Here is a 17,263-nt window from a genome sequence, read left to right as displayed (position 1 = left end):
CGTTAAAAATTACTTCACACTCGCCCGCAGCAATTTCTGCAATGGATACACTGCCGCGATCACCACTTCATCTTGCGTTTGTGCCGCATCGTCGAGCTGTTTTTGAATCCCCTGAACTTCGTCAGCGCTCAGGTTTCCCTGTTTAGCCACCAGATCCGTCAGACGCAGCCCAATTCCCGCCAGCTTATCGACGTTTTCCGCCACCGGTTTTAGCGCTTTGAGCTGATAATTACCGTTGATTAACTCCAGCACATCCGGCGTATTGCTCTGCCAGCGCGCAAAGGTGTGGCGCAGCGAATCCGCGCTGTTGCCATCTTCCGGATCAGCAATCAGTTTATCGACCCAAGAATCCATGGCTCGCACCTGGTTGCTTTCGGCACCCAGCGCATCGGCAAAGCGGTTGAGTGGCTCAAAGTGATGGTAGTTTCCAGCCTGGAATTTCAAATGCTGGCGCGTGTAATACTGTGCCGGCTCTACCGCCTGAGCGAGTATTTGCAACGGCATAATTTCCGTCGAACCCGCAAGACGCGTCATTTGCTCCGCCGCAGCAGCATGTTGTTCCAGGCCGACGGAAACCGTCGACCAGGCGTCTATCGCCTGCAAGCGCTGGTACATGTTGTCGATATCTTTGACATCTTCGTCCGACCACAGACGTTCGGCAACCGCAAACGTACGCGGCCACAGTTTGATATCCAGCAGCGGCGATGCAACGTTTTCAGCCCACAGAGCCGCTTCGCCGCCGATAATATTATTCATTTGCTCCGGCGTCGGCACCACCGGCTGGATACCATCCGGCACAGCATCAAGCTTCTGCCCGGTAGCCGGGTAACGGACGTTGCCCACCAGCAAATAACCGCTCAGTTTGTCCTTATCCAGTGTTAAAACGGGGCGTGTTTCCCCCATCCAGGTGTCGACGGTAAACGTCACCTGCGTTGGGCTTAACCACTCAATATCACGCACCGCACGGCGGGATTTTCCTTTGAAATCGATAAATCCGCGCCAGGTTGTTTTACCATTCACCAGCGTAAAACTTCCTTCCACGGCACTGCCTTTCAGGCGCGGCATACTGAAGAACCAGCTTTGTGCGCTGTCAGCTTCCGCAATTTCATCAACGCCATTCAGCCCTTGCGGCAAGACTTCGTTGCGATAGTGGTAAGCGGTAGATTGCGGTTGATCCAGATAGAAACCTGTCGAGAGGATGCCTTTGTAACCGTTCGCTGCAACGGCACCCAGCGCATCCTGACCCTGCCAGGATTGGATCAAAATGCTTTTTGGCAGAGCGGGATGGTAGATCTCATCCCAGCCCATCATCTGACGATGATGCTTTTCGAGGATCTTTTCCAGGCGTTGGTTGAAGTAGGTCTGCAATGCGTGGGTATCCGCCAGATTATGCTGCTTCATAAATGCTTGGATTTCTGCCGATTTTTGCCAGTGCTCATCGTCCACTTCATCGCCCCCGATGTGCAAATAGCTGTCCGGGAAAATGGCGGTGAGTTCGCCAATCAAGGTATCGACAAATTTATAGGCCGCATCGTTGGTCGGGTTGAGTAACGGTTTTAACACGCCCCAATGGCGCTCCATTTGGTATGGCCCCGGCGCACTCATCAACTCAGGATAAGCCACCGCAATCGCCGAAGCATGTCCCGGCAAGTCCATTTCCGGTACTACGCGGATGCCGAGCGAAGCCGCATAGCGCACCACTTCTTTCATCTGCGCCTGCGTGTAAAAGTCGCCGTCGCTGGCCAGTTGCTGCAATTTTGGGTACGCAGTCGAAGCAAAACGCCAGCCCTGGTCATCCGTTAAATGCCAGTGCAGCACGTTCATTTTGGCCGCCGCCATTCCATCTAACTGGCGCAAAATATCTTTAATCGGCATGAAATGGCGGGCAGAGTCGATAAGCAAACCGCGCCACGGGAAACGGGGCTGGTCTTTAATTGCGACAAATGGAATGGCGGTATTATCAGGCCCGTTCTGAATGAGCTGTAAGAGGGTTTCCATGCCGCGCATCGCGCCAAAGCGCGTGTTTGCTGTGAGCTTCACGCCGTCGGCGGTGACGCTTAATTCGTAACTTTCATCGCTATCGAGTTTAGGTAAGGGAGCAACGGCTTTTTTGATTTGGATATCAATGGTGGGTTTTGCAGAATTGGCCTGCGCGGGTTGTAGCTGCCAGCCCGTTTGCTGGGAGATTCTCTGCCGCCAACGGTCGATAGCACCTGGCAGCTTGTCGCCGCTTATTTTTATGGAAATGGCGTTGTCAATTTGCAGCGTGCCTTCCGCAGCCGGGCGATTCACTTCTTGCGGCCAGGGCATTAACGGTAAGTCGCCAGCCGGTGCAGCCCAAGCCTGACACGTTGCCGCGATGCAACCTGCCAGCAGGCTCAAACGAATGGATTTAAACATGAATATTCCTTTAACAGTGACGGGCCAGAAAAAAGCAAAAACAATCTGGTAACACGTGTAGAAATATTCATCAAGATTATGGGACGGAAACGCGGGATGTAGATCACATCCCGCTGATTTTTAAGATTACTGCCAGCCGTAACGACGGCTGTAGAACCCTTTCATGCACTGAGTCAGCGTCATGTATCCGGCAAGGATCGCAATCAGCCATGGGAAGTAGCTCAGCGGCAGCGCCTGAAGTTGCAGATAACTTGCCAGCGGCGAGAACGGCAGGCCAATCCCAACTATCATTACGACCAGCGTCATGATCATCAACGGCCACGCTGCTCGGCTCTGAATGAACGGGATGCGACGGGTACGAATCATATGCACAATTAATGTCTGCGACAGTAACCCCACCACGAACCAGCCAGACTGGAAGAGGGTTTGTGCTTCTGGCACGTTGGCCTTGAACACCCACCACATCACGCAGAACGTCAGGATATCGAAGATGGAGCTTATCGGCCCGAAGAACACCATAAAGCGGCCTAAATCCGCCGGGTTCCAGCGCTGCGGTTTTTTGATTTGCTCGTCATCGACGTTATCGAACGGAATCGCCACCTGGGAGACATCGTACAGCAGATTCTGAATCAGTAAGTGTAACGGCAGCATCGGCAAGAACGGCAGGAAGGCGCTTGCCACCAGCACGCTGAATACGTTACCGAAGTTAGAACTGGCGGTCATTTTGATGTATTTGAGCATGTTGGCGAAGGTTCTGCGCCCTTCAATCACACCCTGTTCCAGCACCATCAGGCTTTTTTCCAGCAGGATGATATCTGCGGCCTCACGCGCAATATCTACCGCGCCATCCACGGAAATACCAATGTCTGCGGCACGCAATGCCGGGGCGTCGTTAATGCCATCACCCATGAATCCAACCACATGACCTTCACCACGCAGCAGGCGCACGATGCGTTCTTTGTGCATTGGCGTCAGGCGGGCAAACAGCGTAGTGCGCAGAGCCAGTTCCGCAAGCTGGTCGTCAGGCATGTTTTCGATTTCACTGCCTGTCACCAACTCGCCCACGTCCAGACCCACTTCGCGGCACACTTTCGCGGCCACCAGTTCGCTGTCTCCGGTGAGAATTTTCACCGTGATGCCACTTTCTTTCAGCGCTTTAAGAGCCGGAGCGGTGGTTTCTTTTGGTGGATCGAGGAACGCGATATAGCCTTCAAGGATCAGATCAGATTCATCCACGCGGCCATAATCTTCGCCACGCGCGGGTAAGAATTTGGTCGCAACGGCCACCACACGCAAACCCTGGCGATTCAGATCGTCAGTCACTCGGCGAATACGTGCCAGCATAGATTCGCTGAGCGGCACGATTTCGTCACCGTAACGAACCTGGGAGCAGACGTTCAGGATCTCCTGCAACGCACCTTTGCAGATCAACTGATGCACTTCCGGCTGTTCGGAGACAACTACCGACATGCGGCGACGTTCAAAGTCGAACGGGATCTCATCCACTTTCTGCCAGCGGGCGGCAGCGTTACGCGCATGATCCTCGTCAACACCTTCCAGCACCGCGACATCCAGCAGGTTTTTCAGGCCCGTCTGGTAATGGCTGTTCAGCCAGGCGGTATGCAGAACGTGGTTGCTGACCGCACCGAGAATATCGGTGTGAGTTTCCAGAACAATACGATCCTGGGTCAGCGTGCCGGTTTTGTCGGTGCAAAGGATGTCCATCGCCCCGAAGTTTTGGATCGCGTCGAGGTGCTTGACGATCACTTTTTGCTTCGAGAGTTTCACCGCCCCGCGAGCCAGCGTCGAAGTGACGATCATCGGCAACATTTCAGGTGTTAAACCCACCGCCACAGAGAGCGAGAACAGCGCAGCTTCCCACCAGTCGCCTTTGGTGAAGCCGTTAATCAGCAGCACGACAGGCGTCATCACCAGCATGAAGCGGATGAGTACCCAGCTCACACGGCTGATGCCTTTCTGGAATGCATTCGGTTCGCTTTCTTGCTGGGTTACGCGCCCGGCCAGTTGCCCAAACCAGGTATTGCCGCCTGTTGAGATGATCATTGCCAGCGCCGTGCCGCTCACCACGTTGGTGCCCATAAAGCACAGCGTGTCGCATTCCAGCGGGTTGTTGTGCGACAGATCGCGGCTGACAGCGACTTTTTCTACCGGCAAGGATTCGCCAGTGAGCGAGGCCTGGCCGACGAAAAGATCGCGTGCCTGGATGACGCGCAGATCCGCCGGGATCATGTCGCCTGCCGCCAGTTTGACGATATCGCCCGGCACCAGCTGGTCGAGCGGGATTTCGATAAACTCGTTTTCACCGCTTTCATGGACGACACGCAGCACGGTCGCGGTGTTGCTGACCATCGCTTTTAGCGTATCCGCCGCTTTGGTGGAACGCGCTTCCTGAACGAAATTCAGCAAGGTGGCGATGACTACCATCAGCGCGATGACGCCTGCGGCAAACAAGTCTTCAGTGGAATAGGAAACAATCCCGAGGATTGTCAGCAAGATATTGAAAGGGTTGCGATAGCACATCCACAGATGAACCCACCATGGCGACGCTTTTTGCGCCGGGATTTGGTTCAGGCCATGTTGCTCTAGCGCACGCTCGACTTCACGCGCATTCAGCCCTTCCGGGTGGCTCTGGAAATCGCGGTACAGTTGTTCTTCTGAGGCTCGCGCATATTTCAGGCAGGCTTCGCTTAATGAAGCCGGGACGTCCTGAGCATGAGCAACGGTATTGTCATCCGGCATCAGGTCGCGTTGGATCAAGCGACGTGGCAGGTGGCGGCTCAGTTGTGCAAACAACTGCCGGGTCAGATTTTTTAACAGCATAATAGTCCCTCGGCCCCACGTAATGCGGAGCCTGGTGACATGCAGGCGCGGCTAATCCTTGCCTTGCAGGCCAAATAATTTTTTCAGCAGGGATATCGTTGATTGATACAAGATAGATCTCTGCCTTACGCAATCCGGTAAGGCAGTCACTTCAAAGGCAGTTGCTTCAAAGAAGGGAGTCTTACCGGATTATTCCTGTCATTACAGGGCTTGGACTGGGATCAGGTTCCATGTCGCCTCCGGTTAAAAGAAAAAGTCATTACACTAGTCGCGGGCATTCTACGCCCCCAAACCTAAACCTGACGTAAACCAGATTTTTTCCATTGTGGTATCGTGGGCAGACCTTACTCTATAAAAAACGATTGCAGGGAAGAACGATAACGATGCAAAGCCGCCTCACTATTAAAGACATCGCCCGTTTAAGCGGTGTCGGTAAATCGACTGTTTCTCGTGTGTTGAATAACGAAAGCGGCGTCAGCGCCCGCACGCGAGAACGCGTGGAAGCGGTGATGCAGCAAGAGGGTTTCTCCCCTTCCCGCTCGGCGCGGGCGATGCGTGGGCAAAGTGACAAAGTGGTCGCCATTATCGTGACGCGTCTGGACTCGTTATCAGAAAACCTGGCGGTACAAACCATGCTGCCGTCGCTCTATGAGCAGGGTTACGACCCGATCATGATGGAAAGCCAGTTCGACCCGGAACTGGTCGAAGAGCATCTGGGTATGCTCAAGCGACGCAATATCGACGGTGTGATTCTGTTTGGTTTTACCGGCATCAATGAAAAAATGCTCGCCCCCTGGCAATCGACGCTGGTACTCATGGCGCGGGATGCCAAAGGGTTTGCCTCGGTTTGTTATGACGACGAAGGGGCAATTAATATTTTGATGTCGCGCCTTTATGAGCAGGGCCATCGCCACATCAGTTTCCTCGGCGTGCCCCATAGCGATGTGACAACTGGCTTGCGCCGCCATGAAGCCTATCTCGCGTTTTGCAAACAACACCAACTGACGCCAAACGTGGCGCTACCGGGGTTGGCGATGAAACAAGGTTACGAACACGTCGCTGAAGTTTTGTTACCAGAAACCACCGCCCTGCTGTGCGCGACCGATACCCTCGCTCTGGGCGCCAGCAAATATCTCCAGGAACACCAACGCACCACGCTGCAACTGGCGAGCGTCGGGAATACGCCGCTGATGAAGTTCCTGCACCCGGAAATCATCACGGTCGATCCAGGGTATGCCGAGGCAGGCCGCCAGGCGGTTTTGCAGTTGATTGGGCAAGTCACGCAAGCTCGCGAACTGCGCCAGATCGTTATCCCCAGTACTCTCCAGTAACACCCCTCCCTTCAGGTTTATTGTGATCGTCGATTGATTTCGGGAACGTTCCCATTTTCGTGGGAGAGATTAAAAGATAACCTTGCGGCAGATAAAAAACCTCACTCCTTACTCTGGAACCTCATCATGGCCAAAGTGAAACAACAGGATATAGATAAGCTGATAGAACTGGTCGGCGGGCGCGAGAATATTGCCACCGTCAGTCACTGCATAACTCGCTTACGGTTCGTATTAAACAATACCGCGATTGCGAAGCCGAAAGAGATTGAAGAGCTGCCGATGGTTAAAGGCTGCTTTACAAACGCCGGGCAGTTCCAGGTGGTGATTGGTCCGGAAGTGGGCGATTACTACAAGGCATTGATCGCCGCGACAGGCCATAGCACCGCAGATAAAGAACAAGCGAAACTCGCTGCGCGCCAGAATATGAAGTGGCATGAGCAATTAATTTCGCACTTCGCCGAGATCTTCTTCCCCCTCCTACCAGCATTAATCAGCGGGGGTTTAATCCTCGGCTTCCGTAATGTGATTGGCGATTTGCCGATGAGCAACGGGCAGACGCTGGCGCAAATGCACCCGTCCCTGCAATCGATTTACGACTTCTTATGGTTGATTGGCGAAGCTATTTTCTTCTATTTACCGGTCGGTATTTGCTGGTCAGCAGTGCGAAAAATGGGTGGGACGCCTATCCTTGGTATTGTGCTTGGCGTCACGCTCGTGTCACCGCAGTTGATGAATGCCTATGAATTGGGTAGCAAAATTCCGGAAGTCTGGAACTTCGGCTGGTTCACCATCGAAAAAGTTGGCTACCAGGCGCAGGTGATTCCAGCCCTGCTGGCGGGTCTGGCTCTGGGCTTTATTGAGACGCGTCTGAAACGCATCGTGCCAGATTACCTCTATCTTGTAATAGTGCCTGTGTGTTCGCTGATTCTGGCGGTGTTCCTGGCGCATGCGTTTATCGGCCCGTTTGGTCGATGGATTGGTGATGGTGTGGCCTTTGCGGTTCGCCATTTGATGACGGGAAGTTTTGCCCCTGTCGGCGCTGCACTGTTTGGCTTCCTGTACGCACCGCTGGTGATTACCGGTGTGCATCAGACAACACTCGCCATCGACATGCAGATGATTCAGAGCATGGGCGGAACGCCGGTGTGGCCATTGATTGCGCTTTCTAACATTGCGCAGGCATCCGCGGTTGTCGGCATCATTATTTGCAGCCGTAAGCATAACGAGCGTGAGATTTCAGTTCCGGCGGCGATTTCTGCCTACCTCGGTGTAACTGAACCGGCGATGTACGGCATCAACCTGAAATACCGCTTCCCGATGCTGTGCGCGATGGTCGGCTCAGGTCTGGCAGGCTTGCTGTGTGGCCTGAGCGGAGTGATGGCGAACGGGATTGGTGTAGGTGGCTTACCGGGAATTTTGTCCATTCAGCCGCGCTATTGGGAAGTGTATTCCCTCGCTATCTTGATTGCCGTCGTGATTCCAATCGTGCTGACCAGCGTGATGTATAAACGCAAACACCGTCAGGGCACGTTGTTAGTGGTTTAGTTTTACCTGGGGCCAATTTTGGCCCCTTCGATTTAGGAAAGGATTATGAACTCAACTCCCTGGTGGCAACATGGCGTCATCTACCAAATCTACCCTAAGAGTTTTCAGGACACGACCGGCAGCGGCACTGGCGATCTGATTGGTGTCATCAAACGCCTCGATTACCTCAAACTGCTGGGTGTTGATGCCATTTGGCTGACACCGTTTTATGTTTCACCGCAGGTGGATAACGGCTACGACGTGGCGAACTACTGCGCCATCGACCACACCTACGGCACGCTGGATGATTTCGATTTGTTAGTCGCCGGCGCCCACGAACGCGGCATCCGCGTCATTCTGGATATGGTTTTCAACCATACGTCCACCCAGCATGCCTGGTTCCACGAAGCACTGAACAAAGAAAGTCCATACCGCGAGTTTTATATCTGGCGCGACGGTACGCCGGATGTATTGCCAAACAACTGGCGCTCTAAATTCGGTGGTAACGCCTGGCGCTGGCATGCAGAAAGCGGCCAGTACTACCTGCATTTATTCGCCCCAGAGCAGGCGGATCTCAACTGGGAAAATCCGCAGGTTCGCGCTGAATTGAAGAAGGTTTGCGAGTTCTGGGCCGATCGCGGCGTAGATGGATTACGCCTTGATGTGATTAACCTGGTTTCGAAAGACCAGGATTACCCAAGTGATATTGAAGGCGGTGACGGGCGTCGTTTTTATACCGATGGGCCGCGTATTCACGAATATCTGCAAGAGCTGAGCCGCGATGTGTTTGTGCCACGCGAGCTGATGACGGTGGGCGAAATGTCATCCACGACGCTCGATAACTGCCAGCAATATGCCGCACTCAACAGCAACGAATTGTCGATGACCTTCAACTTCCATCACCTGAAAGTGGATTATCCCAACGGGCAAAAATGGGCGCTGGCGGCTCCGGATTACGTGGCGCTCAAAGCTATCTTCAGCCACTGGCAGCAAGGCATGCATAACGTGGCATGGAATGCGTTGTTCTGGTGTAACCACGACCAGCCACGCATCGTGTCGCGTTTTGGTGATGAAGGCGAACTGCGTGTTCCGGCGGCAAAAATGCTGGCGATGGTGCTGCACGGTATGCAGGGCACACCGTACATTTATCAGGGCGAAGAGTTGGGAATGACCAATCCGCACTTCAAACGCATCATTGATTACCGTGATGTGGAAAGCCACAACATGTACGCAGAGCTACGCGCGCAAGGCCGTGACAGTGAAAACCTGTTGGCAATCCTTGCCAGTAAATCACGTGATAACAGCCGGACACCCATGCAGTGGAATGATGGCGAACACGCCGGATTCACTGACGGCACGCCGTGGATAAACCTGTGCGATAACTATCAATCTATCAATGCCAAAGCAGCCGTTGATGACCCGGACTCTGTGTTTTATGCCTATCAGAAACTGATTAAGCTGCGTAAAGCGAATCCTGTTTTCACCTGGGGTAGCTATCAGGATTTGCTGCCTGAGCATCCGTATTTATGGTGCTATCGCCGCGAATGGCAAGGCCAGACGCTGGTGGTTGCGGCAAACCTCAGCCGTGAAAACCAATGGTGGGTGCCGGAAGCGTTCGAGGGTGGCTGGGATGTCCTGATGAGCAACTATTCTGATGCGGCGGGCAAACCGGGTGAAATGAGTTTACGACCATTTGAAGCGGTTTATTGGTTGCAGTAAAGATACTGAATTAATAAATAAAAAGCCCAAATGGGCTTTTTATTTATTCCAGAAACTAATTGATTTTTACTGGCGCTGTAATTGTTATTTGTATTTTATTGGACTCAACAAATAACTCGTCACTGCCAATCTTGTCTTTAAAAGAAAATGGAGTTTCCGGAATAAAGATTTCATAGGTATGTACGCCTGGAAGGAAGTGATAATACCTCCCAAGTTTTACGATCGTTTCATATTTATGGTCAGGTTCAATGGTGACATAATCATCAGGATATTGATATATACTTCCAAAATTAACTAGCTCCCCTACATAATCCAAATAAATACATCCGGAAGTTATAGAAAAGATTGGGTTGGATAAGCGCCCCTCAACCGCAGTATTTTTCTTAGGGATAAATATCGATTTATCACTTTTATTCTCTACTGAAACATTAATATTACCTTCCAATTCCTCTGCCTTAATGACAATTTTGAGCGCATGGGATTGCAACGAATTTTCTTTATATATCCTGTTGTCATTTATGGGATCTGGTGCATTGTATGCATGTTGCATTCTTAATGGATAAATTGCCTCATTTGTATGCGCAACTCCGTTATAAAAAAGCTTTCCATAACCATATTGCTGTCCATCACTACAATCATTTGGAACTGCTAATGTGTAAAATGAACACAAAAGAGTTATACAAAAAAGTAGTGATTGATAATTTATTGTTTTCATGATTTACACAAAATACATTTCAAAATTGTATGAGCTTTGCATAGTTCTTTCATCACATTTCCTTGCCAGTGAAACTGCATAACTTCTTGGGGAACCCTCACCTAAATCTTTAGTACCTAGAATATCATCGAAGTGTGACATTTCATGACATAAGGTTACCACTTGTGAATCCTCACCAGTCAAAGGCGCCTTCGAGAATTTCTCTCCAATATTAATATTATGCTCTAAATCAGAGGAGTTTACGGATGCATAAACATTTTCTTTGGTCTTCTTAAAGTTAGATATTGGAATTTCATTATTTAATAAAATCTCTTTATTTATACCTTCCAGTATCCATTGCCGTGCCTTTTCATTAGTTAAACCAAACGCTTTTTTGAACCTTTGCTGAGCACACCCATCCCATATTTCAAGTTCATTTTTTCTTTCCAATAAAATTATGCGCTGCTCTTTCAAGGCATTTCTAATCATTTTTTTAAAGGGATCTGTTATTTTTTGGTGCACAACAACTCCCTTTTCTAAAGATGTAGTTCCTATTGTTATTTTTTCATCTGCACTGCTAAACATATTTCCTCCTAAAATCTCACCAAATATCGAACAAAACCTTAATTTTTATATCTTCTTTTTGTATCGAATTAAATGTCTCTGTAAATCCATTTTTATCGATCACTCCTTCTTTTTGTGTTCCATCAGAAAAACAAGCAACATATTTCATATCTGTATAGGGTGTATCGTCATCATCCGAAAAATGGAATTGGATATTGTACTGGTCAGATTCATCCTCGCTACCATGTTCGTCCCCTCCCTCAGAATTATCTCCATCGCCAGAACTATCTGCATTCTCATCCTGCGGCGACTCAGTTGCTGCATCATCCACTTTATCACCCAACGCACTCAGCACCGTCGGTTGCAGGGTCTGAACTGGTGTCCCCGCACTACCGCCACCATTGAGGTTGATTTTCAGCCCCATAATGTCCACCCCGGCCGGGCGGATGACGATGAATGAACTGCCCACTTTCATGCTAATCTGGCTGCTGCTCTCCAGCACAATATCGCCGTCAACGTAGATACCCAGCGCCCCGGTCACTTTGCGCGCTAAATCACCTTTTACCTCCAGGCTGTGCTTGCCTTCCACCAGGCTGATATGGTCGCCGGTGGTCTTGTGCTCCTGCTTGCCCTTCACCGTCACTTTGCGGTCTTTTACCACGTGCAGAGTGTCATCGCGCCCGCTGTTTACCGTCCGGTCGCGGGTGACTTTCAGCGTCTGGTCATTGCGTACGGTGATGCTGCGGTCATGCGCCACGGTGATTGTCTGGTCGTGTCCGGCGGCGTTCTCCTTGCCGATTTTCACCGTCTGCCCCAGGCCGACAGTGACCTGCTGGTTATGGCCGATGGTTTCACTGTGGTCGACTTTCACATTCGTATCGCGGTTGTTCAGCACCACGGTCTTCATGTCCTTCTGGGCATGCATCGACAGCAATTCCTGGCCGGTCTGGTCGTCAAACATTAATTCGTTGTATCCATTACCCTTATACGTCTGCGAGCGTATTGCCATCTGGGTTTTGGTCCCCGGCAGGTCGCCCGGAGAGCGGTTGGCGGCGTGATAGGTGCGCCCGGTGATAATCGGCTGGTCGGGGTCGCCGTTGAGGAAATCGACAATCACTTCCTGGCCGACGCGCGGGATGGCGATGTTACCGAAGCCGGTGCCCGCCCACGCCTGCGAGACCCTCACCCAGCACGAGCTTTCTTCGTTGGTTTTGTTATAGCGGTCCCAGGCAAATTTCACCGTCACACGCCCGTGCTCGTCGCAGTAGATTTCTTCCCCGGCAGGACCGGTAACAATCCCGATTTGCGGGCCGTCCACCAGCGGTTTCGGCAACGGTGCCGGTCGCCAGGTCTGTGTGGCCGGGATAACATGAAAGCGGTTGGTGAGGGTAGTGCCCTGGCCGGAACTGCCGATATGCGCCTGCGGCTGGCTGCCGGTCATCTCGCTCGACACCACCTGCCACGGGTTGTTTAAATCTTCACGCGGGTGGTCGGTAAGGGTGAACCAGCGCCCCGGCTGTAACTGCGGGCAATTACTGGTGCCGCTGGCAAAATCGACGTTATTGCGCCAGCCGTCCATCTGATATTTCGCAAAATCGGCCCCGTGCTGTTCATCCTTAAAACGCCCCGGATAGTCAAAAATCTCATAATCCGGGCGCTGATACGACAGGTCTGCCCCTTCTTCCTGATACTGCGCCTGCCAGTTCGGCGCGGTGAAGGTGTAATCCTGGGTGGTGACTTTTGCCGGGCGGATTTGCGCGCTGCGGCGAAAGGTATTGATGCAGTAGGTGGACGATTCAGAGGCGGCATTGAGGTTGTACGGAAACGCCCCGAGGCCGCGCAGGTTGCTGCGGTCATCGGTGAAGGTCAGCTTCTGGTCACGGTCGTCGAGATATTCATCCTCGAAGAAAAAAATGCCTTCTTCGGCGGCGAGGCGGGCGATAAAGTCGTAATCCGACTCCATAAACTGCACGCAGAATTCCCGCGCCGGATGCGGACGCCGGAACAGCGCGTCATGCGTGCGGATACGCATCTCTTTCAGCAGTTTCGCAAAGATGTACTGGATGTCGTAGTTCTGAAAGCTGCGGCAGTTCTGCCGCTGGGAGCTGCGCCAGAACTCCGGGCGCACCGTCATCGAGTAAAGCGTCTGGTGCTTGCCGCTGTCACCCTGTTCGCAGAAGGTAACGATGCCGCGCACCCGGCGTTTAATCACCTCGCCCTGCCAGATGGTGAGAACCCCGTATTCATCGAGGAGTTTTTGAAAGCCAATCGCCGGGTCATTGCAGGCGACGGAGATATCCAGGCTGAACAGGGAAGAGAGGGATTGTTTAAGCTTAAAGTTCACCACCGCAAAGGTATCCGCCGGAGTACGCCCGGCGGTGAAGGTAAAGCGGGTGCCGTCTGAAGCCATGATGGAAGTCCTTTCCTGTCCGTGGAATTATTGACCAGAGCCTATAGTTGAAACTGAACCATAATTCTGATAAATATAATAAAATCAATAATGTATATGGAAATCACAATAAGACTGACTCTGAAGGATGGCTGTGATTTTCATCACATTAAAAGAAATTAGAAATCATACAAAGTAATGAGGGAAAAGGGCTCTGGTTAACAAAATGCACGAACTGCATACTTTAAAAATTTTAAGATTTCTCCTTGTTGCCCATCCTTCCTGCTACGCCCGATTTACCTTGTCCTGCATCAATAAAATCGCAAACTTGTTTGATGCAAATCACTACATATAGACCTTAAAATGCACCCCGCCCCTACATCTTGTATTAATCGACTATTATAGCAACAAGAGCCACAGCCACTTCTGGGGATTATCTGTGGATAAAGCCAGGGGCAAAAACAGAAAGCCTATGGCAATGCGAGCAAATACCAGCTTGCAGACAATGACATCCCTTTGTGGATAACCTTTTTTAAATGGAGAGATCATGACACCGCATGTGATGAAAAGAGACGGGTGCAAAGTGCCTTTCACTTCAGAGCGCATTAAAGAAGCTATTCTTCGTGCAGCTAAAGCAGCGGGAGTCGATGACGCAGACTATTGCGCCACCGTCGCAGACATTGTGCGTGTGCAGATGGAAGGCCGCAGCCAGGTTGATATTGGCGAAATCCAGACCGCCGTTGAAAACCAGTTGATGGCGGGTGACTACAAGCAGCTAGCACGCGCTTACATCGAATATCGCCATGACCGTGATATCGAACGCGAAAAACGTGGTCGCCTGAATCAGGAAATCCGCGGTCTGGTGGAACAAACTAACTCCGCTTTGCTCAATGAAAACGCCAATAAAGACAGCAAAGTTATCCCGACTCAGCGCGATCTTTTAGCCGGTATTGTGGCGAAACACTATGCCTCGCAGCACTTGTTGCCGCGTGATGTGGTGCTAGCGCACGAGCGTGGCGATATTCACTACCACGACCTCGATTACTCACCGTTCTTCCCGATGTTTAACTGCATGCTGATTGACCTCAAAGGCATGCTGACGCACGGCTTTAAGATGGGTAACGCGGAGATTGAGCCACCGAAATCCATCTCTACGGCAACCGCCGTCACGGCGCAAATCATCGCCCAGGTTGCCAGCCATATTTACGGCGGCACCACGATTAACCGTATTGATGAAGTGCTGGCACCGTTCGTCACTGAAAGCTTTGAAAAACATCGCCAGACTGCTGAAAAGTGGCAAATCCCAGATGCCGAAGGCTATGCGCTTTCTCGTACCGAAAAAGAGTGTTACGACGCTTTCCAGTCGCTGGAATATGAAGTCAACACGCTGCACACTGCTAACGGTCAGACACCGTTCGTGACCTTCGGTTTTGGTCTGGGGACCAGCTGGGAATCTCGCCTGATTCAGACTTCTATTCTGCGTAATCGCATTGCGGGTCTGGGCAAAAACCGTAAAACAGCGGTGTTCCCGAAACTGGTCTTTGCGATTAAAGACGGCCTGAACCACAAAGCGGGCGACGTAAACTACGACATTAAACAGCTCGCGCTGGAGTGCGCCAGCAAGCGCATGTACCCGGACATTCTGAACTACGACCAGGTTGTGAAAGTGACCGGTTCGTTCAAAACGCCAATGGGTTGCCGTAGTTTCCTCGGCGTGTATGAAGAAAATGGCGAGCAGATCCACGATGGCCGTAACAATATCGGCGTTATCAGCCTGAACCTGCCGCGTATTGCGCTGGAAGCAAAGGGTGATGAATCTGCCTTCTGGAAACTGCTCGATGAGCGCCTGGAACTGGCATACAAGGCACTGATGACGCGCATTGCACGTCTGGAAGGCGTTAAAGCTCGCGTGGCACCTATCCTGTATATGGAAGGGGCTTGTGGCGTGCGTCTGAAAGCAGACGACGACGTTTCTGAGATTTTCAAAAATGGCCGCGCGTCGATTTCCCTGGGTTACATCGGTATCCACGAAACGGTGAATGCGCTGTTTGGCAATCAACACGTATACGACAGCGAAGAGTTACGCGCGAAAGCCGTCGCTATTGTTGAGCGCCTGCGCCTGGCGACCGACACCTGGAAAGATGAAACCGGCTACGGCTTCAGCCTTTACAGCACGCCAAGTGAAAACCTGTGCGACCGTTTCTGCCGTCTTGATACTGCAGAATTTGGCGTGGTTCCGGGCGTGACAGATAAAGGTTACTACACCAACAGCTTCCACTTAGATGTTGAGAAGAAAGTTAACCCATACGACAAAATCGACTTTGAAGCGCCATACCCACCAGTGGCCAACGGCGGTTTCATCTGTTACGGCGAATATCCAAATATTCAGCACAATCTGCAAGCGCTGGAAGACGTCTGGGATTATAGCTACAAACACGTTCCGTATTACGGCACCAACACGCCAATTGACGAATGCTACGAGTGCGGTTTTACCGGTGAGTTTGAGTGCACCAGCAAAGGCTTCACCTGCCCTAAATGTGGCAACCACGATGCGGCTCGCGTATCCGTAACGCGCCGCGTCTGCGGTTATCTGGGCAGCCCGGATGCACGTCCATTTAACGCCGGTAAGCAGGAAGAAGTTAAGCGCCGCGTGAAGCATTTGGGCAACGGGCAGATTGGTTGATGCGTTGTCATCAATACTACCCGGTAGATATCGTGAACGGGCCAGGGACACGCTGCACGCTGTTTGTTTCTGGCTGCGTGCATGAATGTCCCGGGTGTTACAACAAAAGCACCTGGCGGTTAAATTCAGGCACGGCGTTCACGCAGGAAATGGAAGATCGGATAATCAACGATCTGAATGACACGCGTATTCGCCGCCAGGGGTTGTCGCTTTCGGGCGGCGATCCGCTTCACCCGCAAAACATCGCGGATGTGCTGAAACTGGTGCAACGAGTAAAAACGGAATGTCCCGGCAAAGATATCTGGCTGTGGACGGGTTATAAGCTTGAGGAATTGACCGAAGCTCAACGTGAAGTTGTTGATTTAATCAATGTGCTGATCGACGGTAAATTTGTTCAGGACCTCAAAGATCCGGCGCTTATCTGGCGTGGTAGTAGCAACCAGGTTGTGCATCATTTGCGATAAAGCCCCTTAAGGGGCTTTTGCTATTTCCCGCAACTGCCGCGAGTCCAGAATGTTCACACCTTCGCGAGACGGATTCAGCGCTTCTCGCAACATCGCCTTTGCCACATCTCTGGCTTCAATTGACTTCCATTTCCCAGGCATGATTTTAAACAGCGGCGCAAACAGCGATTCATTAAAACGTTGCGATTCACGGTGCCCAATCAACATGGACGGGCGAGCAATGGTTAAACGCGGCCAGTCTTGCGCGATCAGCGCCTCTTCCATTTCGCCTTTCACACGATTGTAGAAAAACGGTGATTGACTGTTAGCGCCAATCGCACTCACCACCAGCATATGCTTCGCGCCAAGGCGTTGGCCGGTTATGGCGGTATCCACCACCAGCGTGTAATCTGCCAGCACAAAAGCTTCTTTGCTGCCCGCTTCTTTCATCGTGGTGCCGAGGCAACAAAACACGGTATCAAGCGGCTCGGTTAATTGTGTGAGTGCATCACTCAATTGAGGATCGTGGGGATTGGTGACTTTACTCATTGCAGGCAAAGGCCGCCGTGTCGCCGCAGTGATGTGGCTGACTTGCGGTGCCTCGATCAACATGCGTAATAGATGCCCGCCAATGAGACCCGTGGCCCCTGTTAACAAAACCCGGCTCATAAGTTC

Annotated in this window: 11 protein-coding genes; 5 read left to right on the top strand and 6 right to left on the bottom strand. The window is 51.7% G+C overall.

Annotated features, from left to right (window positions below; all coding sequences use genetic code 11):
* Positions 1–9: 9 nt before the first annotated feature.
* The gene (locus DY231_RS02770; protein WP_115627187.1) at positions 10–2,400 is read right to left on the bottom strand and encodes a beta-N-acetylhexosaminidase; all 2,391 of its coding nucleotides are present in this window, start codon (positions 2,398–2,400) and stop codon (positions 10–12) included.
* 126 nt (positions 2,401–2,526) lie between these two features.
* A complete protein-coding gene (gene mgtA / locus DY231_RS02765; RefSeq protein WP_370511277.1) occupies positions 2,527–5,241 on the bottom strand; it encodes a magnesium-translocating P-type ATPase in 2,715 nt (904 codons plus the stop codon).
* Between the two features lie 383 nt (positions 5,242–5,624).
* Between mgtA and treR the strand changes: the two genes are divergently transcribed.
* From treR to treC, 3 genes are all read left to right on the top strand, one after another.
* A complete protein-coding gene (gene treR, locus DY231_RS02760) occupies positions 5,625–6,572 on the top strand; it encodes a trehalose operon repressor TreR (protein WP_034498782.1) in 948 nt (315 codons plus the stop codon).
* Between the two features lie 126 nt (positions 6,573–6,698).
* Entirely contained in the window at positions 6,699–8,117 is a 1,419-nt protein-coding gene (treB, locus tag DY231_RS02755; RefSeq protein ID WP_115627186.1) for a PTS trehalose transporter subunit IIBC, read from the top strand.
* Positions 8,118–8,162: 45 nt separating this feature from the next.
* Positions 8,163–9,815, top strand: coding sequence for an alpha,alpha-phosphotrehalase (treC, locus tag DY231_RS02750; RefSeq protein WP_115627185.1), 1,653 nt, complete (start codon positions 8,163–8,165; stop codon positions 9,813–9,815).
* Between the two features lie 55 nt (positions 9,816–9,870).
* Here the strand turns inward: treC and DY231_RS02745 are convergent, their stop codons facing one another.
* From DY231_RS02745 to tssI, 3 genes are read right to left on the bottom strand one after another with little or no spacing between them, the layout of a single operon-like run.
* The gene (locus DY231_RS02745; protein WP_147295621.1) at positions 9,871–10,530 is read right to left on the bottom strand and encodes a hypothetical protein; all 660 of its coding nucleotides are present in this window, start codon (positions 10,528–10,530) and stop codon (positions 9,871–9,873) included.
* A gap of 3 nt (positions 10,531–10,533) precedes the next feature.
* On the bottom strand, positions 10,534–11,094 hold the full coding sequence (locus DY231_RS02735) for a M35 family metallo-endopeptidase (protein WP_115627182.1): 561 nt from the start codon (positions 11,092–11,094) through the stop codon (positions 10,534–10,536).
* Between the two features lie 16 nt (positions 11,095–11,110).
* Positions 11,111–13,483, bottom strand: a complete 2,373-nt coding sequence (gene tssI / locus DY231_RS02730) for a type VI secretion system tip protein TssI/VgrG (protein WP_115627181.1) — start codon at positions 13,481–13,483, stop codon at positions 11,111–11,113.
* A 526-nt stretch (positions 13,484–14,009) separates the two neighbouring features.
* On the opposite strand from tssI, the gene nrdD reads away from it, so the two are divergent.
* Together nrdD and nrdG are read left to right on the top strand one after the other, a co-directional pair.
* Complete coding sequence (gene nrdD / locus DY231_RS02725) at positions 14,010–16,145, top strand: anaerobic ribonucleoside-triphosphate reductase (RefSeq protein ID WP_115627180.1); 2,136 nt, start codon at positions 14,010–14,012, stop codon at positions 16,143–16,145.
* Positions 16,145–16,609 (top strand): anaerobic ribonucleoside-triphosphate reductase-activating protein, encoded by a 465-nt coding sequence (nrdG, locus tag DY231_RS02720; RefSeq protein WP_115627179.1) that lies wholly within the window; start codon positions 16,145–16,147, stop codon positions 16,607–16,609. The genes nrdD and nrdG overlap by 1 nt, the downstream gene beginning before the upstream one ends.
* 6 nt (positions 16,610–16,615) lie before the next feature.
* Here the strand turns inward: nrdG and DY231_RS02715 are convergent, their stop codons facing one another.
* On the bottom strand, positions 16,616–17,257 hold the full coding sequence (locus DY231_RS02715; RefSeq protein WP_115627178.1) for an NAD(P)H-binding protein: 642 nt from the start codon (positions 17,255–17,257) through the stop codon (positions 16,616–16,618).
* Positions 17,258–17,263: the final 6 nt, after the last annotated feature.

Source organism: Buttiauxella agrestis, assembly GCF_900446255.1.
Lineage (GTDB): Bacteria > Pseudomonadota > Gammaproteobacteria > Enterobacterales > Enterobacteriaceae > Buttiauxella > Buttiauxella agrestis.
Note: the sequence above shows the minus strand (reverse complement) of the source record. Positions and strands in the feature narration are given on the sequence as shown.

Coding starts and splice junctions, on each gene's coding strand:
- DY231_RS02735 (WP_115627182.1), bottom strand. CDS start 11,094: ATGTTTAGCAGTGCAGATGAAAAAATAACAATAGGAACTACATCTTTA.
- DY231_RS02745 (WP_147295621.1), bottom strand. CDS start 10,530: ATGAAAACAATAAATTATCAATCACTACTTTTTTGTATAACTCTTTTG.
- mgtA (WP_370511277.1), bottom strand. CDS start 5,241: ATGCTGTTAAAAAATCTGACCCGGCAGTTGTTTGCACAACTGAGCCGC.
- nrdD (WP_115627180.1), top strand. CDS start 14,010: ATGACACCGCATGTGATGAAAAGAGACGGGTGCAAAGTGCCTTTCACT.
- treB (WP_115627186.1), top strand. CDS start 6,699: ATGGCCAAAGTGAAACAACAGGATATAGATAAGCTGATAGAACTGGTC.
- tssI (WP_115627181.1), bottom strand. CDS start 13,483: ATGGCTTCAGACGGCACCCGCTTTACCTTCACCGCCGGGCGTACTCCG.
- DY231_RS02715 (WP_115627178.1), bottom strand. CDS start 17,257: ATGAGCCGGGTTTTGTTAACAGGGGCCACGGGTCTCATTGGCGGGCAT.
- nrdG (WP_115627179.1), top strand. CDS start 16,145: ATGCGTTGTCATCAATACTACCCGGTAGATATCGTGAACGGGCCAGGG.
- treR (WP_034498782.1), top strand. CDS start 5,625: ATGCAAAGCCGCCTCACTATTAAAGACATCGCCCGTTTAAGCGGTGTC.
- treC (WP_115627185.1), top strand. CDS start 8,163: ATGAACTCAACTCCCTGGTGGCAACATGGCGTCATCTACCAAATCTAC.
- DY231_RS02770 (WP_115627187.1), bottom strand. CDS start 2,400: ATGTTTAAATCCATTCGTTTGAGCCTGCTGGCAGGTTGCATCGCGGCA.